Source organism: Microbacterium esteraromaticum (assembly GCF_028747645.1).
Taxonomy (GTDB): domain Bacteria; phylum Actinomycetota; class Actinomycetes; order Actinomycetales; family Microbacteriaceae; genus Microbacterium; species Microbacterium esteraromaticum_C.
Genome location: NZ_CP118100.1, coordinates 3024427 through 3048150, shown reverse-complemented (window position 1 = coordinate 3048150; position 23724 = coordinate 3024427). Strand labels below are relative to the sequence as shown.

General features: G+C 65.8%; 18 protein-coding genes. 9 read left to right on the top strand and 9 right to left on the bottom strand.

From position 1 onward, the window contains the following. Positions 1 to 198: 198 nt before the first annotated feature. The 5 genes from PTQ19_RS14620 to PTQ19_RS14600 form a co-directional block, all read right to left on the bottom strand. On the bottom strand, positions 199 to 3351 hold the full coding sequence (locus tag PTQ19_RS14620) for a CDP-glycerol glycerophosphotransferase family protein (RefSeq protein WP_274367867.1): 3153 nt from the start codon (positions 3349 to 3351) through the stop codon (positions 199 to 201). Then, positions 3348 to 4502, bottom strand: a complete 1155-nt coding sequence (locus tag PTQ19_RS14615) for a CDP-glycerol glycerophosphotransferase family protein (RefSeq protein ID WP_274367866.1) — start codon at positions 4500 to 4502, stop codon at positions 3348 to 3350. The genes PTQ19_RS14620 and PTQ19_RS14615 overlap by 4 nt, the downstream gene beginning before the upstream one ends. Before the next feature lie 17 nt (positions 4503 to 4519). Beyond that, complete coding sequence (locus PTQ19_RS14610; RefSeq protein ID WP_274367865.1) at positions 4520 to 5674, bottom strand: CDP-glycerol glycerophosphotransferase family protein; 1155 nt, start codon at positions 5672 to 5674, stop codon at positions 4520 to 4522. 194 nt (positions 5675 to 5868) lie between these two features. Then, positions 5869 to 7269 (bottom strand): MFS transporter, encoded by a 1401-nt coding sequence (locus PTQ19_RS14605; RefSeq protein ID WP_274367864.1) that lies wholly within the window; start codon positions 7267 to 7269, stop codon positions 5869 to 5871. A gap of 48 nt (positions 7270 to 7317) precedes the next feature. Then, the gene (locus tag PTQ19_RS14600; RefSeq protein WP_274367863.1) at positions 7318 to 9453 is read right to left on the bottom strand and encodes a substrate-binding domain-containing protein; all 2136 of its coding nucleotides are present in this window, start codon (positions 9451 to 9453) and stop codon (positions 7318 to 7320) included. Positions 9454 to 9684: 231 nt separating this feature from the next. Here PTQ19_RS14600 and PTQ19_RS14595 point away from each other — a divergent pair, with 231 nt between their 5' ends. From PTQ19_RS14595 to PTQ19_RS14580, 4 genes are all read left to right on the top strand, one after another. Continuing rightward, positions 9685 to 10146, top strand: a complete 462-nt coding sequence (locus tag PTQ19_RS14595; RefSeq protein ID WP_274367862.1) for a DUF3817 domain-containing protein — start codon at positions 9685 to 9687, stop codon at positions 10144 to 10146. A 122-nt stretch (positions 10147 to 10268) separates the two neighbouring features. Continuing rightward, a complete protein-coding gene (locus tag PTQ19_RS14590) occupies positions 10269 to 11168 on the top strand; it encodes a MetQ/NlpA family ABC transporter substrate-binding protein (RefSeq protein WP_274367861.1) in 900 nt (299 codons plus the stop codon). A gap of 3 nt (positions 11169 to 11171) precedes the next feature. Then, a complete protein-coding gene (locus PTQ19_RS14585) occupies positions 11172 to 12215 on the top strand; it encodes a methionine ABC transporter ATP-binding protein (RefSeq protein ID WP_274367860.1) in 1044 nt (347 codons plus the stop codon). After that, a complete protein-coding gene (locus PTQ19_RS14580; protein WP_274367859.1) occupies positions 12215 to 12874 on the top strand; it encodes a methionine ABC transporter permease in 660 nt (219 codons plus the stop codon). The genes PTQ19_RS14585 and PTQ19_RS14580 overlap by 1 nt, the downstream gene beginning before the upstream one ends. Before the next feature lie 24 nt (positions 12875 to 12898). On the opposite strand, the gene PTQ19_RS14575 is transcribed toward PTQ19_RS14580, so the two are convergent. Both PTQ19_RS14575 and PTQ19_RS14570 read right to left on the bottom strand, forming a co-directional pair. After that, the gene (locus PTQ19_RS14575; RefSeq protein WP_274367858.1) at positions 12899 to 13837 is read right to left on the bottom strand and encodes a DUF1254 domain-containing protein; all 939 of its coding nucleotides are present in this window, start codon (positions 13835 to 13837) and stop codon (positions 12899 to 12901) included. Between the two features lie 54 nt (positions 13838 to 13891). After that, complete coding sequence (locus PTQ19_RS14570; protein ID WP_274367857.1) at positions 13892 to 15547, bottom strand: DUF389 domain-containing protein; 1656 nt, start codon at positions 15545 to 15547, stop codon at positions 13892 to 13894. A 230-nt stretch (positions 15548 to 15777) separates the two neighbouring features. On the opposite strand from PTQ19_RS14570, the gene dnaK reads away from it, so the two are divergent. Genes dnaK through PTQ19_RS14550 form a run of 4 tightly spaced genes read left to right on the top strand, consistent with a single transcriptional unit; the run spans position 15778 to position 19706 of the window. Further along, positions 15778 to 17634, top strand: a complete 1857-nt coding sequence (dnaK, locus tag PTQ19_RS14565; RefSeq protein ID WP_274367856.1) for a molecular chaperone DnaK — start codon at positions 15778 to 15780, stop codon at positions 17632 to 17634. 2 nt (positions 17635 to 17636) lie between these two features. Next, positions 17637 to 18272 (top strand): nucleotide exchange factor GrpE, encoded by a 636-nt coding sequence (locus PTQ19_RS14560; protein WP_274367855.1) that lies wholly within the window; start codon positions 17637 to 17639, stop codon positions 18270 to 18272. A 7-nt stretch (positions 18273 to 18279) separates the two neighbouring features. Further along, entirely contained in the window at positions 18280 to 19254 is a 975-nt protein-coding gene (locus PTQ19_RS14555; RefSeq protein ID WP_179409713.1) for a DnaJ C-terminal domain-containing protein, read from the top strand. Between the two features lie 2 nt (positions 19255 to 19256). Beyond that, positions 19257 to 19706 (top strand): heat shock protein transcriptional repressor HspR, encoded by a 450-nt coding sequence (locus tag PTQ19_RS14550; RefSeq protein ID WP_274367854.1) that lies wholly within the window; start codon positions 19257 to 19259, stop codon positions 19704 to 19706. A 39-nt stretch (positions 19707 to 19745) separates the two neighbouring features. Here the strand turns inward: PTQ19_RS14550 and PTQ19_RS14545 are convergent, their stop codons facing one another. Further along, the gene (locus PTQ19_RS14545) at positions 19746 to 21329 is read right to left on the bottom strand and encodes a cation:proton antiporter family protein (protein ID WP_274367853.1); all 1584 of its coding nucleotides are present in this window, start codon (positions 21327 to 21329) and stop codon (positions 19746 to 19748) included. A gap of 122 nt (positions 21330 to 21451) precedes the next feature. On the opposite strand from PTQ19_RS14545, the gene PTQ19_RS14540 reads away from it, so the two are divergent. Then, positions 21452 to 22168 (top strand): hypothetical protein, encoded by a 717-nt coding sequence (locus tag PTQ19_RS14540; protein WP_274367852.1) that lies wholly within the window; start codon positions 21452 to 21454, stop codon positions 22166 to 22168. A gap of 148 nt (positions 22169 to 22316) precedes the next feature. Here PTQ19_RS14540 and mgtE read toward each other — a convergent pair whose 3' ends face one another. Further along, positions 22317 to 23675, bottom strand: coding sequence for a magnesium transporter (mgtE, locus tag PTQ19_RS14535; RefSeq protein WP_274367851.1), 1359 nt, complete (start codon positions 23673 to 23675; stop codon positions 22317 to 22319). Between the last annotated feature and the right edge of the window lie 49 nt (positions 23676 to 23724).

The window sequence follows — 23724 nt, the reverse complement described above, 5'->3', positions numbered from 1 at the left end:
TTGCGCCTCTTGGGGCGCGTCTGGGTTCCACGCTGCGCCACCAGACGCCGAATCGGGGCCGAGCCTGACTCGTGGCCGGAGTGTGCAAGCGCCCGAGCGCTCTTCTGCAAATGCTCACTCGGTCGCAGGTCAACGCAAATACTCGGCGAGATCGGTCGGAAGCGATCACAGAGCCATCGACTGGCATTCCGCCGTCCGTCACTTCTCGCCACCCTCTTGCGTGGATATAGCGACATCATTCAGTAGCTCATCACTGAAGAGCCAGGTGGACGAAACTGCTGGGGACGGCGCGCCTCGCAGACGCCGGATGATGCGTCGGAACCCGAATCGCTGTTGCGCCTTGAGCAGCAGGCGCGGGAGGCCCTTGGTGCGCACCGACGTCATCTTCCAGTTCCTGCTGACGGAGGAGCGTGTGTGACGGTTGAGGTAGCGCAAGAACAGCTTAATGTCGAGTGCTGGGGCGAACTCGCGCTCTGCTTCGCCCAGAGCAACCGCATCTCGCAGAGGGGCGAGGTGTTCTACATAGGCGGCATCGGTCGGACTCGATTGGAAGTAATCAAACGCGAACGTGAACAGCGCACGACGTGTGCGCGGCGCGTCTACGAGCGGCAGGGCTAGGAACTCGCGCGTATACGCCGGCAATTCGGCCTCAAGCGCGGAGTGCAAAGCCGGATTGTTGTTCCGCGGCGAGGTTATCGGGACCCAGTGCCCTTCCTCCTGCGTGTACCCTTCGGTCGTTCCATAATCAAGGTTCGCGAACAAGGTCTCCGGGACGAGCATGGAGAACGCGCTGGACGTGAAGTTGTGACGGATGCTCTCCTCGGAGCTGTCGTAGATGCTACGCGCGTAGTAGAACGGCAGAGCGCCGTCGAGCAGGCCACCTGTGCGTAGGATCATACCGAGACAGTCTTGGGTGTACCCGCGTCCCCAGAACTCGACGATCGCGAAGGGCTCCCCAAAATCGATCTCTTGATTCATGTAACCGAGTACCGAGGTGCGCTCGTGTTGCCCTACATCCAGGAGGTGGAGTCGGAGCGCTATAGACGCCGCACAGGCGCCACGGATTGCACGCTGCTGCGCGGGTGTGAGGTGTTTCTCGCCCGCCAGGGGCTTGGCGGCGGGGATGATGTCGATAAACTCGTCCAGCGTCAAGCGCGCCTGCCGAGCAAAAGCCTCAACGGACGTGGCGCCGCCGAAGCTACCAAACGGGCCGAAGACCTCGTCATCGACGTTGTCCACCTGCGCGGCCAACCGCCACGCTTGGCGTGAGCCGTAGACATACTTCGTTTTCAGATCGAGTCCACGCAATCTGATGGCTTCATCGGCGATGCGCTTGAGGTGATAGCCGTCGCGAGCGAGAAAGTACAGGGATTTGTAGCCGCGCTCCAGCGCATCTTCAATGACCCAGAGGACGTATGGCACAAGATACGGCGCTATGTAGTGGTAAGCGAAGTCATGAACGGGGGGGCGCTCGTGGTCACTGATCCGCTTGTCGTAGTGCATTCCTGCGACCTGGAAGCCGTCGAAGCTCTTCAATGATCTGACGACGCGCCATTCGTAAGGGGAGAGTTTGGCTTGGGGGAGCCGCCGAGTCACTATCCCAAGCGCGCGCGCGGGTTTCTCGTCGGCATGGGGGTTGTCGCCAATATGCCGCCATTCCGCGTAGTCATAGGGCTGTTCCTTATATACCTCAAGGTACAGCCTTCCGGTTGTCTTCTGGACTCCGCGCGTACTTGACAGGTACAGCGGAACGTTAGCAAGCTCTGGGTCCGCCTTCATGAGCAACTCGCGGACGACTGCCTCAGGCAGATACATGTCACTGATGAACACCACGCAACTTCCGGTGTTGATCAGGCTCTTGACGCGGGCCACTTGCTGGGGTATTGGACGCGTGACCGAAAGCTCAGTGTCTACTTCCCACACCATCAACTGATCGCGCTGTGGGGCGCTCAGCCCGTAAAGCGATGATATTCGATCGTAGATCTCGAAGAAGTGGATCTCGAATGCCTTGGACTTCTCAAGAGCCGGGTTCTTGCGATTGCGCTCGCGCACGGCCTTCTCGGCTGTGGTCCGAATTCGAACGAAGTCGAATCTTAGATCCGCCGGAAATCCGAGATCGCTCTCAGAGATCAGCTCCTGCACGCGATGGAATACGCTGATCGGCTCGATTGTGGTGCGTCCGATAACCGTGTCGAAAATGTCGAAACTGTAGAGGTTAGGGAGCTGGTTGTCAGCGATATCACGGGTCAGGCCAGCTTCAATCAGGAGTTCGAAAGTTTGATCGTTGTCAAACGCCCAGAAGTGATCCATCAATCGTTCGCGGTCGTTGGAGCTGATTCGGTTCTCTGAGCGCAGCGCCGTGAGGAGTTCGTCGAATGAGTCGGCGAGGGTTCCTGCGGACAGGTCGAGGTAATCTGAGCTGTGGTTGAAGACGCCTTCTTGATCGCGGTCGAAAGCATATCGGATGAACCGGTTTAGGCCGGCCGCGAGCAGGTCGTAGTGGATCGAGGAGTAGTCAATGATCGCGAGGTCGATTTCTGGGAAGATTTCGTATATGTCATCGCTGTTCTCCCAGAAAAGCAAGTGCGCTTCATCTGCATACTTTGTGCGAAGCTGCTGAAACGCCGTATCTGACGCCATATGCGGGTGCATCTTAAGGATCAGCAGAGTATTCGTTTCGCGCAGGGTATCAATTAGCGCCTCCGGGTGAGGGAAGGCCGCGTGTAGGAATGACGAACCGTCATGAATCGTGCGGAAGGTTGGTGCGTACATCGCAAGGCGGGTGTCCGCAGACAGGCCCTGTCGAGTTCGGACGTCGTGATCGAAAGACCTGAATGCACCGAATCGACGTTGGTAAATGTTCTGCGGATAGCTCCCCCTGATGAGCTGATCCTCGCGAAGTCCGACCTGGGAGGTGAAATGCGACTCCATCGCGGGTGAGGTGACAAGGAAGTGTTGCGTATCGCGGTACGCTTTGTTGTTCCGAATGTACTTGCCGGCGATTCGTGGCAACAGGTCGCCGTCGACAAGTCGCCTCTCGATCGTCTTGACCCCAACGCCATGCCACAGGTTCAGGAGGAGGATGCCCGTCATGTCGACGGGGATTCGCTCCTTCACCTGATTCACGACGAAGACACCAGCGCGTCGCTGAACTGCGATGCCCTTGCGGGAACTGAGAACTTCTGCCTTGAACCCGAGCGAACGTACGAATCGGACGCATTCCTCGGATTCGCTCACCCAGATCGCCTCGATGTCGGGGCGTTGGTTGACGATGTACAAGAACATCCACTTTGGGTTGCCCGAAAAAGTGTCTGCACAATTGAATATCCAGGTGCGGCGATTTCGTGTCATCGAGAGTAAGCTCCTTGAAGCGGATTGAGAATTGTGAGAGCCAGCGCATCGCTGCTGAAGGTCGGGGCAAGCGAGGGTGGGAAGAAGATGAACTTCTCGCGCAAGGTCGTCATCATCGCAGCATCCGAGGCTTCGTCGCGCACCATCTCGACGAGCTCGTCGACGCTGCGCGCCATCGGTAGTCCGAGGTCATCGGGGTAGCGGGCGTAGAAGTCGCGCCGCTGGGCGTACTCGTCGAGGTCGGGCGCGAGCAGGTACGACGGCACCTCGGCGACGGCTGCCTCGAACACGGCTGATGAGTAGTCGGTGATGAAGACGTCGACGACCAGCAGAAGGTCTTGCGTCGACAGGCCGGGTGCCGTGCGGAGGCCACCGTGGGTCGGTGCAGGAACGAGCGGATGCAGCTTGGTGACCAACGCATAGCCGGCGTCATTCATCGCCTGCGTCAGCTCGACCGGATCGACGGTCGCGAGGCGTCCCTCGGTGCGGAACGTCGGCGCGAACAACGCGACCTTGGCCCCCACCAGGTCGGGGTAGAGGTACTCGAAGCGCTCGCGTATCGCGGCGCGGCGAGCAGGATCACGCAGCTTGTCGACGCGGGGGAGAGGGGCGACCACCACCTTCGACACGTCGACGCCGAAAGCTTCGGCGAAGGGGGCGCGGCACCGCTCGGCGCTGGCGATCACGACGTCGTACCCGGCGTGCATCCGCATCGCCTTGGCGAGCCGCGGATCGCGTCCCCCCGGCTGTCCGACGATGCTCAGTCCGAATTTCTTCAGCGAGCCGAGTGCGTGCCACAGCTGCACGACGGTCAGGCCCTTCGATTGTGGCGTGGCCGACGCGATGATCGAATAGCCGTCGACGACAAGCACGCGCGACGTCGATGCGTGATACATCTCCAGCAGCAGGTGGGCGGCGTATCCGAGCTTGCGCAGGAGGCCCGGTGGCACCATTCTCGCGATCATCACCACTTCGACCGTCGGGTCGATGCGCAGCATCGCTGTGCGCAGAAGGCGGAAGTCAGACGGGGGCGTGCGGCTCTGTCGGGTGAGCAACGTCACCTTGTGCCGCCGCGGTAGCACCCGCATTACGACGCTCACCAGTGTGAGAGCGAAACGTGCGGCGTACGCGGCGACGACATCCAGTCGCATGCGCCGTGCCCAGGCCATCACAGCGCCATCTCCCCGGCGTTCCCGCCGAGCAACTCGCGGGCAATGCGCGCGCTGGAGCGCCCATCGAGGGCATCTGCGAACTCCGAAACGAACGCATCGAAGCGCTCGACGTCAACCTGCGCGCCTCGGATCGCCTCGGCAAGTCCATCGGCTTCGCGCACTACGGGGCCGACGGCATAGTGGTCGAACGGGCGGTAGAACGATCGTGCGGCCTCGTACTCGTCGAGATCTGGAACGAAGAAGACCATCGGGCGGCGCAGTAGCGCGAACTCGAAGATTGACGACGAGTAGTCGGTCACCAGCACGTCGGTGGCCATCAGCAGGTCGTTCATATCGCCGATCTGCGACGCATCGATGATGCCGTCGGGCAGCGCCCCTTGGGCGACGAACGGGTGCTGGCGAATACCGATGCGCCAACCGGCGCCCAGCGCGTCAGCTATGCCTGCCCAGTCGGCCACCGGCGCTGCGGTAGCGCTGCGTTGGCCGTTGCCGCGGAACGTCGGCGCGAAGACCACGAACCGATCGCCCTCTCCGATACCCAGCGCGCGGCGCACACGCTCGCGGGTCTGCGTGGCGGTGCTCACGTTGAAGAAGGCATCCGATCGGGGCATACCCCAGGGGTGCACCCGCTCAGCGGGAATCCCAAAAGCTTCGGCGTAGTCGTCGACGATGCCCGACGAACTCACGACCGCATCGGTGTAGTTGCGGTGAATCTCGCTGCCCGGCGTCGGGCCGCCCGGGAGGCCCGCGCGGCTGTGCCCCACCTGCTTGAACGCGCCGGCGGCGTGCCAGATCTGCACCAGGCGCGCTTCATCACGCACCGGGAACCGATATATTAGAGGGTAGAAGTCATCGAGCACGATCACCGAACTCGTCGCCAGAAGATACGGCAGGCGCAGCACGTCGCGCAGGGGGCGCCGCGCAGACAGGCTCGACTTGAAGATGCCGATGACTTCCAGAGAAGAGCTCTCGCGCAACATCGCCTCGCGAAGAAACTGCATGTTTCCGACGAAGCCGTCATGTGAATCCGACAGGAACAGGACTCGGTCTGGTGCGACGGATTTCAGGGTCGCCCAGAGCCGATACGGCAGTGAATACGGAAGAAACCGGATGCGACGCAGCAACAGGCTCCTTCGAAGCCATTGGCGCACGGACTGTTCACCTGATGTTCTTCGAGCGGACGGAATCCGTTCAGTATAGGAGAGCGCGTCGACTCGTAATTCTCAGTTTCACAGGTGCCTCAGCGACGCGACCGCGTGGCCCGCACGGGTATCGCTAGGGCGGTACCGCGGCCTGCTGAGAACGCCAGTACGGAGTCGAGCGCGACATCCTGACGGTGGGCGTCTCAGGCGCGACGCTCGTGCACCGGCAGCAACAGAAGCAGGCCGACCAGCAGCACCAGCACGATGCCGAGAATGCCGAAGGTCGTCGACTGCGTCGTCACGATCAGCAGCGTCCACGCGCCCGATGCCATCCAGCTCGCCGCGCGTCCGGTCGTGGCGTACAGGCCGAAGATCTCGCCCTCGCGCCCGGCCGGGGTCAACCTCGCCAGGAACGAGCGGGCCGCGGACTGCGCCGGGCCGACGAACGCGCACAGGATCAGCCCGCCGATCCAGAACACCGTCGTTCCGGCATCCACCAGGAAGAACACCGCCAACCCCGAGATGATCATGGCGCTCAGAGACAGCAGAATGATGCGCTTGGGGCCGAAGCGGTCGTCGAAACGTCCGGCGATGATCGTCGAGACGCCGGCGATCAGGTTGGCGGCGATGCCGAAGATCACCAACTCGGTGAATCCGAAGCCGAACACGACCGCCGCGATCACCGCGCCGAAGGCGAACACGCCGCCCAGCCCGTCGCGGAAGACCGCGCTCGCCAGCAGGAACCAGAACGTCGGTCGCGTCTCGCTCTTGCGGTACAGGCTGACCACGTCTTGTGTGAGCAGCACGTACGACTTGAAGAACCCGGCCTTGCGCTCGGGGCGCCCGAGCGACGGCTCGGGAACGTTCAGGAAGATCGGGATGCTGAAGATGATCGCCCACACCGCGCAGCCCACGGCGATCAGGCGGAACGGCAGGCCGTTGTCGGTCGACATGCCGAACCAGTCGGCGGTGTCGAGCACGACGACGATGACGAGGGCCACGATGCCGCCGAGGTATCCGAAGCCCCAGCCGAGGCCCGAGATGCGCCCGATGTTCTTCGGGTTGGCGATGCCGATCAGCATGGCGTTCGAGTTGACCGCGGCGATCTCGCCGAACACCGATCCCGCCGAGATCAGTGCGACGCCCACCCAGAACATCGACGGCACCGGCGTGACGAACCACAGACCGAACATGCACAGGATCAGCGCGCCGGTGCCGATGCCCAGCCACAGCTTCTGGCGGCCCGCGGCATCCGCCTGCTGTCCGAGCACCGGGGCGAGCAGCAGAATCGCCAGGGCGGCGATCGTCGAACCAAGACCCAGCCCCGAGGTCAGCTCGGCGAGAGCGGCCTCTTTGAGAGGGTCATCGTCGGCCAGCCCCTGCAGATCGGTCGGCAGGAATGCGTCGCTGACCAGGTACAGCGCGGTGAAGATGAAGGTGAGGATGACCGTGTTGAACGGCTGCGTCGCCCAGTCCCACAGGGCCCACGAGTAGACCTGCTTCTTGGGGGCGGGGGTGTCGCCACGCAGGTCTAGCCCCATCACCGCCACGGCATCGGTGCTGGCGGTCGCCTCGGGGTGCGGCACCCGGTGGTCATCACTCATGCTCGCAGTCTGGCCGTGACGGGTGAACGAGCGGTGACGACGCGCCGCTCAGAAGCTGGTCACCAGGTCGCCGAGGATCGCGGTGACCTCGGTCGGGTCGGTCGCGTCATAGAACTGTGCGCCCGTCGCCGACGCGATCTGCTGCAACGTGTCGACATCGGCGCTCGAGCCGTAGGCGAGTGTGAACACCTTCACAGCGGCATCACGCGGCAGCCCGGTGAGGTCGTCGAGCATCTCGGCCTCGGTGATGGTGGGCACCAGGGTCTCATCGGCGCCGTCGCTGAGCACGATCACCGCATTGATGTGATCGGCGACGTGCTCATCCGACCGGGCGCGGGTGAACTCCGACACGGCCGAGTGCAGCGGCGTGTACGCATCCGCCCGCAGGCTCTTCACCCCTGACAGCAGTGCGTCGCGGTTGCTCGCGATGTCGGCAACCGGCGTCAGCATGCCAGGCGCCACGTCAGCCCCACCCGATGACGAGAAGGCGGCCAGGCCCACCAGGTCGCCGTCGGTGAAGTGTCCGAGCGCGGCCGTGATCGCCGACTTCGCGGCCTCGATCTTGGTCTGCCCGCTCGGGATCGTGTTGTTCATCGATCCCGAGGTATCGATGAGAAACAGCACGGCGGCGCGTTTGCGCACACTGGAGAAGCTGTCATGCAGCGCCGTGACCACCTCGCCGGAGGGAAGCTCGATCGCGTTCGGCACACGTCGCGGCAGCACGCCGACGTCCTTCACCACGGGCGCCAGTCGGCCGTCGAGGTCGCGGTATCCGGCATCCGTGACGATCTTCTGTCCCTCAGCGGTGTGCGCGAATCGGAGGAAGTCTGCGGCGGCCGAACGCTCTTGCTCATTGACCCAGTCGCCGTCGAGCACGACGGCGGTACTCTCGGCGACGTACACGCCATCGGTCGGGTAGATCGCCACGAGTTCGTCGTGGGGCACGTCGCCCTTGACTCGGGTGATGCCGTCGTGGCTGATCATGCCCCGGTTGTAGTCCCACACCGATTTCTCATCGACGATCACCGCCGAGAGGAAGTCCGACGACGCGCCGCTCTCTTCGGCCTGCCGCGCGTGCCACAGGAAGTGCTCGGGGGTCGACAGGTAGTGGCTGGTGGCCAGCTCGTGCGTGCGCACCTGATCGAGCACCGCCGTATCGCCGAAGTCGGCCGCCGTCGACGCTCCCACGCCGCTGCCCGAGGCGCCGAACGATGCAAGCAGCGCCGCCTCGCCCGAGGTCGCGACCAGCGGGCTGGTCTTGCCCAGCTTGAACGTGCCCCACTCGGGGTGCCCGAGCACCGACCAGAAATCCGGGCGGTTCGCCAGTGAGAACACCTCGGTCCAGGTGGGCGCCTCGTTGTACCAGCCCGTCGCGAAAGCGAGCGGCGCGGGCATGGCGAGGACGATCCCCGTGCTGGCGACCTCGGTGCCCTCGGTCGGTACGACGGTCGCGCCCTCGTCGTTGGCCACGGACAGCCACGTCGCCGAGTCGGGTAGCCAGATCGTCGGACGCTGATCAGCAGGAACGTCGGCGAAAGAGCCGGCGGCCCGGGTGGCGGCGGCTCCTGACTTGTCCTTCGCGGTGGTGACGGTGACGCAGCTGCCGTCGATGTCGCGCGGAGCGGCGTTGTAGCCCTCCGCGAGCTTCTCGACCATCTCGGTGTTCTCGAACGAGGCCAGCACGTGCACGGTCGTGCACGGCGTCGCCCCGGCCGCCGCTGCGGGGGTGTCGAGCGGGAACAACGGCGTCGCCAGCGTCGAGGGGACGTTCTCATCAGCATCCGACATCGCAGCGGTCGCACCGCCCGGCGCGAGGTTCGCGACGATGGCGGTGCCGACCGCGCCCAGCGCGCCCAGCAGGACGACGATGGTCGCGGTGAGCAGGATCAGCGCCGGGCGGCGGTTGCGTCGCGGGGCCGGGTCGGTGTCGGGTTCGGCGTTCGCCGGTTCGGAGGGAGCGGATGCTGACGCCGGCGCCGCGGTCGGTGCAGGTGCGGTCGATGCCGTCGCCCGTGCCGTGCTGGAGGCGCCGGTGAAGGCGGGGAGCGACGCCGTCTTGCGCGTGCGGCGGCTCGAGCGAGAGGGCGCCTCCGAGCCCGCGACCAGCGCGGTTCCGGCGTCGTCGACGCCGGTGTCGACGTGGGTCGAACGGCGGGCGGGAGGTGTGTCTTCGGGCTCTGGCATGCGCGTACTCCGTCGGGCGCGGTGCTTGTGGCACGTTGCGATGTGGCCGCGCGTGTCGGGGCGCGGCTCAGGGCACGACCAGATTAGTTCATGATCCTTCCTAATTCGACCCCCTTTTCCTCTCCACCATTCGGATGATCTTCTTTGCTGTAGCCCCGTGGATCCGCGCCTGTGGAGCGGATCCATCGACACGGTCGCCTAGCGTGGACGCAGACCCGACGAGGAGACGACTTGTTCATGACACCCGCCCGCCTGTACCGCGTCCTCGCGATCGCTGAAGCGATCACCTGGACCCTGCTGATCAGCGCCCTCATCGCGCGCGCCCTCGGCGTCGACCCGCTGGTCGTCACCATCGGCGGTGGCATCCACGGATTCGTCTTCCTGTCGTACGGCGCGATGGCCGTGCTCGTCGCCTTCAACCAGCGCTGGCACCCGGGCGTCGCGATCACTGCCATCGCCAGCGCGATCGTGCCGTTCGCGACGATCCCTGCCGAGATCTGGCTGCACCGCACGCACCGGCTCGAAGGGGAGTGGCGGCTCACTCAGACCGACGACCCGCGCGACCACACCTGGTACGACCGCACGATGCGCTGGTTCCTGCAGCGCCCGTGGGTGCTCGGCGCACTCATCGCCGTCGCCATCGTCACGCTGTACACCGTGCTGCTGATCGTGGGCCCTCCCGGAGGTAAGTGAGCCCTGCCGGGCGAAGATTAGCGGTGCACGCACCGCTGTGACGCAATGTGACGCACCGATTGTCGGTGGTATCGGGGCAGAACATACGGTTTCTCTCGTCCCCACGAGAGGAAACGATCATCATGTCCCGCCGCATCACCACCGTCGCCGCCGCTACCGCGGCAGTTGCGCTCATCGCATCCCTCGCCGGCTGCGCCTCGTCTCCTGCCACCAGCGGTGAGAGCGAGAGCGACGTCGTGCGCATCGGCGTCGTCGGCAAGAGCGACCCGCAGTGGCCCGCCTTCGTCGACGCGGCAGCGGCCGAGGGCATCGAGGTCGAACTGGTCGACTTCGCCTCGTACGAGCAGCCCAACCCGGCACTTGCCGAAGGCGAGCTCGACCTGAACCAGTTCCAGCACATCGTCTACCTGGCCGACTACAACGTCGCCTCGGGCCAGGACCTCACGCCGATCGGTTCCACGGGCATCTACCCCCTCGGCCTCTACTCGCAGAAGGTCGACGACGTCGCCGACATCAAGGACGGCGACACCGTGCTCGTTCCCGACGACGTCTCCAACCAGGCCCGCGCCCTGCTCGTGCTGCAGTCGGCCGGACTCATCGAGCTGACCAGCGGCGGCACCATCTTCTCTGACCTCGCCGACATCGACGAGGAGAACTCCAAGGTCGAGGTCGTCGCCCTCGAGGCTGCACTGATCCCGAACTCGCTGCCCGATGCCGCCGCGGCGATCATCAACAACGACTTCGTCACGCAGGCCGGCCTCAGCTTCGAAGACGCCATCGCCCAGGACGACCCCTCGGACGCCAACGCGCTGCCGTACGTCAACATCTTCGCCGCTCGCGCCGATGACAAGGACAACGAGACGTACCTGAAGCTCGTCGAGATCTTCCAGACCGACGAGGCCGTGCAGGCGGGCCTCGTCGAGGCATCCGGCAACACGATCGTTCCGCTCCAGACCCCGGTCGCCGACCTCGAGGCCTCGCTCGCGAAGGTCGAGAAGGACACCGCAGAAGCAAAGGGCTGATTCATGGCCATCGTGACTCTCACCGATGTCACGAAGACGTACCCGGCCGCGGTCAAGGGCGCACAGCCCGTGACCGCGGTCGGTGGCGTGACGCTCGACATCGAACAGGGCGACGTCTTCGGCATCATCGGGTACTCGGGTGCCGGCAAATCCACCCTCGTGCGACTCATCAATGCGCTCGAACCCGCCACCAGCGGGTCGATCGTCGTCGACGGCGTCGACATCACCACGCTGTCCGAGCGTGAGCTGCGCGACGTGCGCGGCGGCATCGGAATGATCTTCCAGCAGTTCAACCTCTTCGCCTCGAAGACCGTGAAGGCCAACATCGCCTACCCGCTGCGACTCGCCGGGTGGAAGAAGGCCGACATCGACGAGCGCGTCTCCGAACTGCTCGCCTTCGTCGGACTCAGCGACAAGGCCAAGGCCTACCCCGAGCAGCTCTCGGGTGGGCAGAAGCAGCGCGTCGGCATCGCACGCGCGCTCGCCACCCGCCCCGCCATCCTGCTCGCCGACGAGGCCACCAGCGCCCTCGACCCGCAGACCACGCACGAGGTGCTCGCCCTGCTGCGCCGCGTCAACCGTGAGCAGGGCGTCACCATCGTCGTCATCACGCACGAGATGGACGTCATCCAGACCATCGCCACCAAAGTCGCCGTCATGGAGCACGGTCAGGTGATCGAGCAGGGCGACGTGTTCGAGGTCTTCTCCGACCCCCAGAACCCGGCCTCCCAACGCTTCGTCGGAACCGTGATCAAGGGCATCCCGTCGCCCGCCGAGGCCGCCTCGCTGCGCGAGCGGCACGACGGCCGCCTCGTCACCTTCTCGTTCCGCGACGGCGACTCATCTCAGGCGCAGGTGTTCGTCGACCTCGCCCAGGCCGGGCTGGACTTCGAGCTCGTCTACGGCGGCATCAATGACATCCGCGGCCGCGCGTTCGGTCACCTCACCCTGGCGATCCGAGGGGCGGATGCTGTCATAGACGCCACGCTGACCCGCATCGGCGCGCACGCGACCGTCACCGAGATCGCGCCGGAGGAGGTCGCCTGATGGAACGCCTCAACGAACTGTGGCCCGAGTTCTGGGATGCCGCGCTCGAAACGCTCTACATGACGACGTTCGCGCTCGTGCTCGCCGGCATCCTCGGCACTCTTCTCGGCATCGGACTGTACGTGACCCGACCGGGTGGGCTCATGCCCAACCGCGTCGTGAACGCGCTGCTCGAGCTGCTGGTGAACTTCTTCCGCCCCATCCCGTTCGTCATCTTCATCGCCGTGCTGCAGCCGGTCACCCGCGCCGTGGTCGGCATCGGCATCGGAACGACGGCCGGAGCGTTCGCGATCGGCATCGCCGCCGCATTCGCGATCGGCCGCATCGTCGAACAGCACCTCGTCTCGGTCTCGCCCGGCGTCATCGAGGCGGCGCGTTCGATGGGTGCCGGCCCGTGGCGCATCCTGTTCACCGTCGCGATCCCCGAATCGCTCGGCCCGCTGATCCTCGGCTACACCTTCGTCGTCGTCGCGCTGATCGACATGACCGCCATGGCCGGAATGGTCGGCGGTGGCGGACTCGGCGCCTTCGCGCAGATCTACGGCTTCCGACGGTTCGAGCCGGTCGTGATGTGGGCGGCGATCATCCTGATCGTGCTGTTCGTGCACCTGATCCAGCTGCTCGGCACCCGACTCGCACGTGTGATCATGCGGCGGTGAGCGCGGTCAGGCCTGCAGAGTAGGTCAGGCCTGCAACGTCGGGAACGTCCAGGTGCCGTCGATGATCTGCGCCCGGGGACGGTAGAAGCGCACCAGGTAGTTCCAGCCCTCGGTGATGGGCAACGCATTTGGTGTGCCCTCCGGGTAGTCGCCGAAACGCACAGTGATCGAGCCGTCGTCGTCGCGCGCACCGGTGATGTTGTTGATCGTGTACGCGTCGCGGTCGTTCGGCTCGAAGAACCCCGCGGCGTTGTACACGGAGACCGACCAGAATCCATCGACCGGCACGTCGCGTACCGTCAGCGCATACTGACCCACGGGCAGGCGCGGCTCGACCCCCACGTACACGGCCTCAGAACTGGGAAGCCCACCCCACCCGGCGGCGGAACCGATCAGGTGATGCACCGGGTCGACCTCGTCGCGCGTGCCGAACGTGCGGTCGAACGACGGCAGGTTGCGCGCGAGTGCCAGCAGGGCGTCTCGAGTCTCGTCGAATGTCGTCGCGTCGTAGTCGGGCATTTCGAACGGCCGTTGTGAATCCGCGCGCAAGGCGAACCCGTCTTGCAGAGCGGCGACCGCGGCAACGTCGGCCGGGTCCGCAGGATCGACGAGCGTACGCACGGCGAGCACGACGTGGCGAGTGCCGTGCTGATCCATCGAGAGGTGGTGTTCACCCGCATCGTGGAACACCGCATTGATGTAGTGATGCTCGTTGACGACCATCACTGATACATAGCGGTCGCCGTGCTCGGGGATCGTGATCGTCGCACCCGCACTGATATCGACCACTGCCGCACTGTAGAGCGTGTCGCGGTTCATGCGGATGACCGTCTGCTCGTCGATCGGCGTGGGTACGCGGTTGTGGCGGAAGACGTTGACGCCGCCGTTCGCGGCCTGAATGTCGCGCATCATGCGGTGGGTCTCAGCGGTGGCGAAGTTGTCGACGTTCACAGGAGTGCTCATGGGCACATTGTGTGTGCTCGATGCTCGTGTGACAAGAGGGCATCCGCTTCTGCGTCAGCCCTCTGCGGGCAGCACCGTCACCTCGACGGGGATGACGGTGAGCTCTAGGGCGACAGCAGCGGGGAAAGTGGCTTGCAGCGTCTCATGGAGATCGCTGGCCTGTGGGGGCTCGCCGGGGCCGCTGATCGTGATGCTGACGGTGTCGCCGGTGACCGAGATGTCTGAGACGACGAAGTCGGTGTCGTCGCCGAGCCAGTCCTCGACCGTGTGCTGCACGTCGCGCTGACGGTTCTGGGACTGCAGGATCCCCTCGGACGTCAGCATGAGGGGCAGCAGAATGATGCCGGCCAGGGCGATGAACGGCACGACGGTCTGCATGATCTGACGCGGGCGGTTGCGCAAGGCGTAGGGGCGGGCGAAGCCGGTGAGCACGAACACCGCCGAGGCGCTCAGAACGATCGCCACGAAGTTCGTCAGGAAGAGCAGCGTGGCGCCGCCCGCGTCGGCGTACTGGCCGCCGTTCAGGCTGATGCCCACCACCGCGAGCGGCGGCACGAGGGCGACGGCGATCGCCACACCGGCGATGCCGCTGGCGACGCGTGCGTTGACGGTCGCAAAGGCGCCGGCCGCGCCGGCCGCGATCGCGATCAGCATGTCGACCGTCGTCGGGCTCACGCGCGAGACGATCTGCGAGTTCGTGGCGTGCGAGATGGCGATGGGAGCCCAGGCGCTGATCCCGTAGGCGAGCGCGACGGCGGCCAGAGCACCCGCGACGATGAGGGTTGCCGAGTCGAACGCCCGTCGGCCCCAGCCGTTTACGAGAGCACCGGCGAGGCCGAGGATCGGCGTCATGAGGGGCGCCACGAGCATGGCCCCGATGACGACAGCAGTCGAATCGGCCAGCACGGCGAACGAGGCGATGGCGACCGAAAGCACGAGCATGACCCACCACGTGCCGAGCTTGGTGAGGCGCTGCGGGCGCTCGAAGTACAGGCCGGCGGCGTACTCGGCACGCTGCTTGCGGCCGATGTCGGATCCATCGATCCAGTCCCAGATCAGTTCGGGAACTGTGGCCGTGGGCGGCACGGTCGTCGTGCCTCGGGCTGAGTGACGCAGACTCCACGCGACCAGCAGCAGACCGAGTACCAGCGCGGCCACGGCGCCGCCGATGATCACCGTCGAGACGACCGAGGATGGAACCAGGTATGCCAGGATTCCGGCGATGACGGCGATGGAACCGCCGGCCAGGCGCGGTAGCGGGTCGCGTTCGCGGCGCTTGAGCAGGGCTCCGATGATCGCAACGACCCCGCGAATGCCGATGAAGATACCCGCGAATCCCACGACGAGGGTCAGGGTGAGCGCGTCGCCGGCCGCGTAGATCGCGAGGATCATTACGGCAGCGAGGGCGAGCGCGGCGAGCCCGCGCAGTGCGGCGAGCCAGCGACTGATCCCCTTGCCGAACCAGCGGCGCCCTGACGCCGCGTACCAGAGGTCGGTCGCGCCGCTGAGAGCGAGCAGGGCGACCACGATGAACGTGACGAGCATGGTGGTCGCGTTGGGCAGCAGCAGCACGACGGTGCCGCCGGCCATCGCGAGGAGTCCGCGGACGCCGGCGGGATTGGACAGCGCGGCGACCATCGCGCGGAACCGCTCCCGCGGGGTCGATGTCGGTGGCGGGCTGACCGTGTCTGCCTTGTCGTCGAGCGTCACAGCTGCCTCCCCGTTGCCCTTGTGGTCAGCATAGGATGACGCGCGCGCGTGCGGGAGATGCGTGCGGGCGACGGGGGAGGTTGCACCCAAGGTTGAGTCACCTCATATCAACTTTGAATTGACAGCATCCGACGTTCTGTTTACACTTGAGTCATCACGACTCAGGTTCTCGGCGACCGCCGAAGGGGCCGGGTCGTCCCACAGACTCTCACCCACTAAGGAGAAAACACATGGCACGTGCTGTCGGTATCGACCTCGGAACCACCAACTCCGTCGTCAGCGTCCTCGAAGGCGGCGAGCCCAAGGTCATCGCCAACGCCGAGGGTTTCCGCACCACCCCGTCGGTGGTCGCATTCACCAAGGACGGCGAGGTGCTCGTCGGCGAGACCGCCAAGCGCCAGGCCGTCACCAACGTCGACCGCACCATTTCATCGGTCAAGCGCCACATGGGCACCGACTGGTCGTTCGACGTGGACGGCAAGAAGTGGACGCCGCAGGAGATCTCGGCACGCATCCTGATGAAGCTCAAGCGCGACGCCGAGTCGTACCTGGGTGACACCGTGACCGATGCGGTCATCACCGTTCCCGCGTACTTCAACGACGCCGAGCGTCAGGCCACCAAGGAGGCCGGCGAGATCTCGGGCCTCAACGTGCTGCGCATCATCAACGAGCCCACCGCCGCCGCTCTGGCGTACGGCCTCGACAAGGGCAAGGAAGACGAGCTCATCCTGGTCTTCGACCTCGGTGGCGGAACCTTCGACGTCTCGCTGCTCGAAGTGGGCAAGGACGACGACTTCTCCACCATCCAGGTGCGTGCCACCGCCGGTGACAACCGCCTCGGTGGCGACGACTGGGATCAGCGCGTCGTCGACTACCTGATCAAGCAGTTCAAGGAGACCACCGGCGTCGACGTCTCGGGTGACAAGATCGCCCTGCAGCGCCTCAAGGAGGCCGCTGAGCAGGCGAAGAAGGAGCTGTCGAGCTCGACCAGCACCTCGATCAACCTGCCGTACCTGTCGCTGACCGAGTCGGGCCCCGTCTCGCTGTCCGAGACTCTCACCCGCGCGAAGTTCGAGGACCTCACCAAGGACCTGCTCGACCGCACCAAGAAGCCCTTCGAAGACGTCATCCGCGAGGCGAACATCAAGGTCGGCGAGATCGACCACATCGTCCTCGTCGGTGGCTCGACCCGTATGCCCGCCGTTGCCGAGCTCGTCAAGCGCGAAACCGGCAAGGAAGCCAACAAGGGTGTCAACCCGGACGAGGTCGTCGCCGTCGGCGCCGCCCTGCAGGCCGGTGTGCTGAAGGGTGAGCGCAAGGACGTTCTGCTCATCGACGTCACCCCGCTGAGCCTCGGTATCGAGACCAAGGGCGGCATGATGACCAAGCTCATCGACCGCAACACCGCCATCCCGACCAAGCGCAGCGAGACCTTCACCACGGCTGACGACAACCAGCCCTCGGTCGCGATCCAGGTCTTCCAGGGCGAGCGCGAGTTCACTCGCGACAACAAGCCGCTGGGCACCTTCGAGCTCACCGGTATCGCCCCGGCTCCCCGTGGCATCCCGCAGGTCGAGGTGACCTTCGACATCGACGCCAACGGCATCGTGCACGTGTCCGCCAAGGACAAGGGCACCGGCAAGGAGCAGTCGATGACCATCACCGGCGGCTCGTCGCTGTCGAAGGAAGACATCGACCGCATGGTGCGCGAGGCTGAAGAGAACGCTGCCGAGGACAAGAAGCGCCGCGAGGCCGCCGAGGTCCGCAACCAGGCCGAGACCCTCGCCTACTCGATCGAGAAGCTGATCTCCGAGAACAGCGACAAGCTGCCCGAGGACGTCAAGACCGAGGTGCAGGCCGACGTCGACGCGCTCAAGACGGCGCTCGCCGGTGAGGACGACGACGCGGTCAAGACCGCATTCGACAAGCTCAACGAGTCGCAGGGCAAGCTCGGCGAGGCGATCTACGCCTCGCAGCAGGCCGACGCATCCGCTGAGGGCGCCGCTGAGGAGTCCACCGCAGAGGCGGCCTCTGACGAGGATGTCGTCGACGCCGAGGTCATCGACGACGAGGACGAGAAGAAGTAACCATGACAGACAAGAACTTCGACGAAGTTCCCGAGAACGAGGGGTCGGATGCTGCGGCATCCGGCCCCGCGCCGGATTCGGGAATCCCCGAGAACGCCGACGCGGCTGAGGCCGCAGCGGCGGAGGGTTCGGACGACGACCTCACGGTCGACGACATCCTGGGCGCCATGCAGACCGACGAGGCGACAATGCATGACGCCGACGGCGCAGGCATCGCCGACGCCGAACACGCCCTGCTCAACGATCTCAAGCGTCTGCAGGCCGAGTACGCCAACTATCGCCGCCGTACCGAAGAGCAGCGCCACATCGAGGTCGCCCGTGCCAAGGGTGAGGCCGCCAAGGGCCTGCTTCCTGTGCTCGATGACCTCGACCGCGCCCAGCAGCACGGCGACCTGGTTGAGGGCTCGGCCTTCGCCGTGATCGCCGAGAAGGTGCGCGCGGTCGTCGAGCGGCTCGGTGTGGTCGCCTATGGCGCCGCGGGCGAAGAGTTCGACCCCCAGCACCACGAGGCGATCTTCCAGCAGCCCACCCCCGGCGCCACCACTTCGACGATCCTCGAGGTCGCCGAGGTCGGCTACCGCCTCGGTGATGTCGAGCTGCGCCCGGCGAAGGTCGTCGTCGCCGTACCAGCGGAGTAGGTGATCGATGGCCAGCCAGGATTGGTTCGACAAGGACTTCTACAAGACACTCGGCGTCAGCAAAGACGTCTCGGATGCCGATCTCAAGAAGACCTATCGCAAGCTCGCCCGCAAGTACCACCCCGACTCCAATCAGGGTGATGCCAAGGCCGAGGCGCGGTTCAAAGAGATCAGCGAGGCCTACGCCGTGCTCAGCGACGCCGAACAGCGTCGCGAGTACGACGAGATCCGTGCGATGGGTTCGGGAGCGCGCTTCACGGCGCCCGGACCCGGGGCATCCGGCGGTTTCGAAGACGTCTTCAGTCGTTTCGGACAGGGTGGCCAGCAGGCCGACTTCGACGACATCTTCTCGATGTTCTCGCAGGGCGGCGGATCGTTCGGCTCGGGCCGGTTCGGTCAACCGACCGGCGGGTTCCGCGGATTCGGCGGCCCCCAGAAGGGTGCCGACGTCACCGCGCGCACGACGCTCGACTTCGTCACCGCGGCCAAGGGTGAGACCATCACCCTGCAGGCCGAGGACGGCAAGCCGTTCAAGGTGAAGGTGCCGGCCGGGGTCGCAGACGGGCAGAAGATCCGTCTGCGCGGCCGCGGCCGGCCCTCGCCGGATGGCGGCGAGAACGGTGACATCGTCGTGCAGGTGAAGGTCAGGCCGCACCCAGTCTTCACCCGTGACGGACTCAACCTGCGCCTGACGGTGCCGGTGACGTTCACCGAGGCGACGCTCGGTGCCACCATCGAGGTGCCAACGCTCGGCGGCGAGACGGTCAAGCTGCGGGTCGCCCCCGGCACGCCCTCCGGGCGCGTGCTGCGGGTCAAGGGCCGTGGCATCGTCTCGTCGAAGGGCACCGGAGACCTGCTCGCCGAGCTTCAGGTCGCCGTGCCCAGTCACCTCGATGATGCCGCCCGCGAGGCTCTTCAGCGCTTCCACGACCTGGAGCCGAAGGAGAACCCGCGCGCCGACCTGATGGCGAAGGCGAAGTAGCGATGGACGCCGACGCCCCCGTCTTCGCGATCGCGGTCGCCGCGGAGCTGGCCGGAATGCACCCTCAGACGCTGCGGCAGTACGACCGCATCGGCCTGGTGGTGCCCGGCCGCACCCGCGGCGGCTCGCGCCGCTACTCGATGCGCGACATCGAGCAGCTGCGTGAGGTCGCCCAGCTGTCGAGCGAGGGGATGAGCCTGCCCGCCATCGCCCGCCTGCTCGATCTGGAGGACGAGGTGCGGATGCTACGGCGTCGCGTCGTCGAATTGGAGGGCGCGCTGCGCGCCGAGCGCGAGAACCGGCCCGGTGTACGCGTGTTCGCCGCCGGCGCCACCGGGTCGATCGTTCCGGTCGGCTCCGGCCGCCGGATCCGTCGTTCGACAGAGGTCGTGCTGTGGCATCCGCGTTCCCGCCGCGACGACGACCCCGACCCCGAGCCCTCCGGGGCCTGACTCGCGCGCATCCCGCCGCCCCCTGACCCGCGCAGCGCGTCAGGCGTCGTCGAGGGGGAGTGCGAGGGTCGCGTCCGCGAGTGCGGCGCCCGCGCCGCCATAGACGTTCACCACCGCTCCCACGCCCTCGCCCGCCAGGTGCGCGAGCTGATCCGGATGCTGCGCGACGGCCGACACGCGGCCGTCGAAGCCCGCGGCCCGCAACTGCTCCAGCGCGAACAGGTTCGAGTCGTGGATCGGCATCGCCAGTACGACGGTACGCACGAAACCGCCCGCCACGATGCGGTTCCAGAACTCGTGGTCGGTCGCATCGCCCTCAACGACCTTGTACCCGTCCTCCATGAGTCGCTGCACGACGAGGTGGTCGTTGTCGACGCCCAGTGGCCGCAACTCGCCCTCTTCGGCGAGGCGCGTGTACGCCGCCCGGCCGACCCGGCCCATGCCCAGCACGACAGCATCCGCATCGCTGGTGTCGATCGGGCGATCCGCCACGCGCAAGCGGAGCGGATCCTGCTCGGGCAACCACGTGCTGAGCCGATCGGTCAGATTGAGGCTGCGTGTGTTCACCAGCGACGAGATGACCATGCTCAGCGGCACGGCCACTGCGACGATCGTCAGCCACTTCTCCGAGACGAGGGCAGTCGAGACTCCGACCGCCGTGACGATGATCGAGAACTCCGAGAAGTTGCTCAGCACCAGGCTGGTGCGGATCGTGGTGCGATTGCGCAGGCCGAACAGCCTGCCCAGCAGCACGAACCCGATGAACGTGAGCGGCAGCAGTACCACGCACAGCAGCGTCGCGATGCCCAGATCGAGCCAGGTCGGGCTCGCGCTCAGGCCGATCATCACGAAGAACCCGACCAAGAAGAGCTCCTTGACGCTGAACAGCGACTTCGAGAGCTCGATCGCGCGCGGATGCGTCGAGAACAGCAAACCGGCGACGAGCGCACCGAGATCACCCTTCAGGCCGACCGAGCTGAACGCGAAGTAGCCGGGGCCGAGCGCCATGACCACACCGAACAGCACCAGTAGCTCGCCGTGGCCGAGACGATCGAGCACCCGGCGCAGCACCCACGACAGCGGAACGAGCAGAACGAGCAGCAGCGCCCAGGGGCTCGGCGGGGTGTCGGAGTTGGCGGTCAGAAAGCCCACGGCGATGATGTCTTGCATGACGAGGATGGCGATGGCCGTCTGCCCGTAGAACGAGCCGTCGTCGGAGCGCTCTTCAAGAACTTTCACGCACAGCACGGTCGACGAGAACGACAGGGCGAAACCGACGACCGCGGCCTCGCGCCATCCACCGTCGAGTGAGCTCAGAGCGATGGTCGAGATCAGCCCGACCGTGCCCATGCTGATGACGGTGAGCATCGCGAGGTGGATGGTCGCCGTGCCGTAGGCCTCACGGCGCAGAAGAGAACGTAGGTCGAACTTCAGGCCGATCGTGAACAGTAGCAACACGACACCGAGGTCGGCCATCTGCTCCAACCCGGGGAAGGGCTGCATGCCAAACGCGCCCAGCAGAAAGCCCGCGCCGAGGAATCCCACCAGCGGCGGGATGCGCAGTGCGTACGCCAGGGTGCCCAGCGCCGCCGCCGTCAGCGTCGTCAGGACGATCTGTTCCATGCGGGGCTCCTCGCATCGATCCGCGACGGATGGCGGCGGCGGGCCTGCCGGTTCGCTCTCTTCTTCGAGCGTAGCGGTCTGGGGATGTGGTTCCGAGTGCACCCGATGGCGATATATTGCTAGTGAGTTTGCTGTGGACCCGCTATCTTTGGCTCTACGCGCAGGTGATCGAGGGGGATGCAGTGGTCGAGCAGCAGTCAGCGGCAGTCACACGAGACAGCGGGTGTGGCGGTGTCTCGCGCCGCGCCGTCGTGTCAGCGGCGTGGGCTGCACCGGTCGTTCTGGCGGCGACCGCCGCACCTCGTGCCGCGGCATCGACGAACGCTCAGGTCGACCTGGTTGCGACGGCGCGCCATCCGATTGACTCCGACGGCAGTCACAACTCGCTCGCTTACTACGAGGGCCCGCGTCTGTGTGACTTCACTTTCACGTTCGCCAACGAGGGCCCCGACGTGCTGCCGGCGGGGTCGAGGATCGAGCTCGGTGTGCCGTTCCCCTCGATTTGGAACCTCGACTCGCTCACCATCGTCTCGTCGGGCGCGCAGACGCTGGTGCCGGCGGGGCGCGGCACCGTTGACATCACGACAGGGGACAACCCCACGGCCTATCGCCAGCTGTTCTACTTCACCGTGACAACACCTGTGCCCGTGGGCGCCTTCAACGTGAACTTCACCATTCAGATGAATGGCACGCAGAACACGGCGACGAACTTCTACTACGTGCGCACCACCGCCCGCTTCACTCCGGGCGTCGGCGCGAACGACATCGACCCCGGGAACAACGCCGACTTCGCCGACAACTACGCCTACTACAACCACGCACCGGCGACGACTCCGTAGTCCCGCCGGCGGCACCCCTCACCCGTCTATTCGTCACAGATCGGCCCTATTGCGAGGCGATAGCGCGGGTTCGTGACGAATAGACGGGTGCGCGAGGGCGCGACGGGTGCGAGACGGTCGCGCGGGCGCGCGCGGAGAGGGGCGCGGGTCAGAGGCCCAGCACGGCCTTCGCGATCAGGAAGTAGATGATCAGGCCGGTCGCGTCGACGAACGTCGTGATGAACGGGTTCGAGAACACGGCCGGGTCGACCTTGATCGCGCGCGCGATCAGCGGCATGATCCCGCCGATGGAAGCCGCAACCGTGCAGATCGCGATGAGCGTCAGCCCGATCACGAGACCGACATGCCAGTCATACGCGAGCCCCGCCAGCGCGAACCCCAACAGTCCCAGCAATAGGCCGAGGCTGAAACCGACGCAGATCTCGCGCACGAGCACTTTGCCCACATCGCGCGGGGTGATCTCGCCCAGTGCCAGTGAGCGGGTCACGGTGGTCGCCGCCTGGTTGCCCGTGTTGCCGCCCGTGCCGATCAGCAGCGGCACGAACAGTGCGAGCACGGTCATCTGCGCCAGCGTCGCCTCGAACGCGTCGAGCACCTGCACCGTCAGCGTGGCGCCGACCGCGAGCACCAGCAACCACACCACGCGCGAGCGCACGAGCCGTCGGACGGGTGTCGACAGGTATGAGCGCCGCAGAGGTTCGACGCCGCCCTGGCGGGCAGCATCCTCACTCTCCTCCTGCTTGAGGATGCGCGCGGCGTCGTCGATCGTCAGCACGCCCACCAGGCGCTGCTCGCTGTCCACGATCGGAAGCGCCAGCAACCCGAGGTCCGTCGCGCGGCGCGCGGCGGCCTCGGCGTGCTCATCGGCACTCGCGACGTGCGCGTCGACCATGAGGTCGGCGATCCGGGCATCCGACGCCGCCGCGAGCAGATCGCGCAGGCTCACCACGCCGACGACGCGGCGCCCCGCGTCGGTCACCGGCAGCGTGTAGATCGTCTCGGCGTGATCGAGCGCACCGCGCACTCTCTGCATCGTCTCTCCGACGGTCAGCTGCGGATGGGTGACGACCACCTCGGGGCTCATGCGGCGCCCGATCGCGTTGTCGGGGTAGCCCAGGACGGATGCCGTCAACTCGCGCTCATGCGGTGGCAGTCCGCGCAGTAGCTGGGGTGCGACGGATGCCGGCAGCTCGTCGAGCAGCCAGACACGGTCGTCGGGATCCATCTCGGCGAACAGGGTGGCGACCTCGGTGTGGCGCATCGCCTGCACCAGATCGCTCTGGGTGCCGGGGGAGAGCGCCTCGAACACGTCGAGCGCGCGACCCTTCGCGAGAAGTCGGTACACGATCGCGGCGTTCTCGACGGACAGCCGATCGAGGAGTTCGACGATCTCGGGGACCGGCATCGGAGTGAGAGCGGCGGATGCTTGTGCGAGATCACCGCGGTCGATGGACTGCTCGATCGCGTCGGCGATCTCGGAGATGTGCTGCAGCTGCTTCGGAGTCATGATGTGCCTTTGCGGAGGGCACCGGGATCGGCAGACGCGCAGCGACGAA

Coding starts and splice junctions, on each gene's coding strand:
- PTQ19_RS14580 (WP_274367859.1), top strand. CDS start 12,215: ATGGAACGCCTCAACGAACTGTGGCCCGAGTTCTGGGATGCCGCGCTC.
- mgtE (WP_274367851.1), bottom strand. CDS start 23,675: ATGACTCCGAAGCAGCTGCAGCACATCTCCGAGATCGCCGACGCGATC.
- dnaK (WP_274367856.1), top strand. CDS start 15,778: ATGGCACGTGCTGTCGGTATCGACCTCGGAACCACCAACTCCGTCGTC.
- PTQ19_RS14585 (WP_274367860.1), top strand. CDS start 11,172: ATGGCCATCGTGACTCTCACCGATGTCACGAAGACGTACCCGGCCGCG.
- PTQ19_RS14575 (WP_274367858.1), bottom strand. CDS start 13,837: ATGAGCACTCCTGTGAACGTCGACAACTTCGCCACCGCTGAGACCCAC.
- PTQ19_RS14555 (WP_179409713.1), top strand. CDS start 18,280: ATGGCCAGCCAGGATTGGTTCGACAAGGACTTCTACAAGACACTCGGC.
- PTQ19_RS14620 (WP_274367867.1), bottom strand. CDS start 3,351: ATGACACGAAATCGCCGCACCTGGATATTCAATTGTGCAGACACTTTT.
- PTQ19_RS14605 (WP_274367864.1), bottom strand. CDS start 7,269: ATGAGTGATGACCACCGGGTGCCGCACCCCGAGGCGACCGCCAGCACC.
- PTQ19_RS14615 (WP_274367866.1), bottom strand. CDS start 4,502: ATGCGACTGGATGTCGTCGCCGCGTACGCCGCACGTTTCGCTCTCACA.
- PTQ19_RS14590 (WP_274367861.1), top strand. CDS start 10,269: ATGTCCCGCCGCATCACCACCGTCGCCGCCGCTACCGCGGCAGTTGCG.
- PTQ19_RS14545 (WP_274367853.1), bottom strand. CDS start 21,329: ATGGAACAGATCGTCCTGACGACGCTGACGGCGGCGGCGCTGGGCACC.
- PTQ19_RS14560 (WP_274367855.1), top strand. CDS start 17,637: ATGACAGACAAGAACTTCGACGAAGTTCCCGAGAACGAGGGGTCGGAT.
- PTQ19_RS14550 (WP_274367854.1), top strand. CDS start 19,257: ATGGACGCCGACGCCCCCGTCTTCGCGATCGCGGTCGCCGCGGAGCTG.
- PTQ19_RS14600 (WP_274367863.1), bottom strand. CDS start 9,453: ATGCCAGAGCCCGAAGACACACCTCCCGCCCGCCGTTCGACCCACGTC.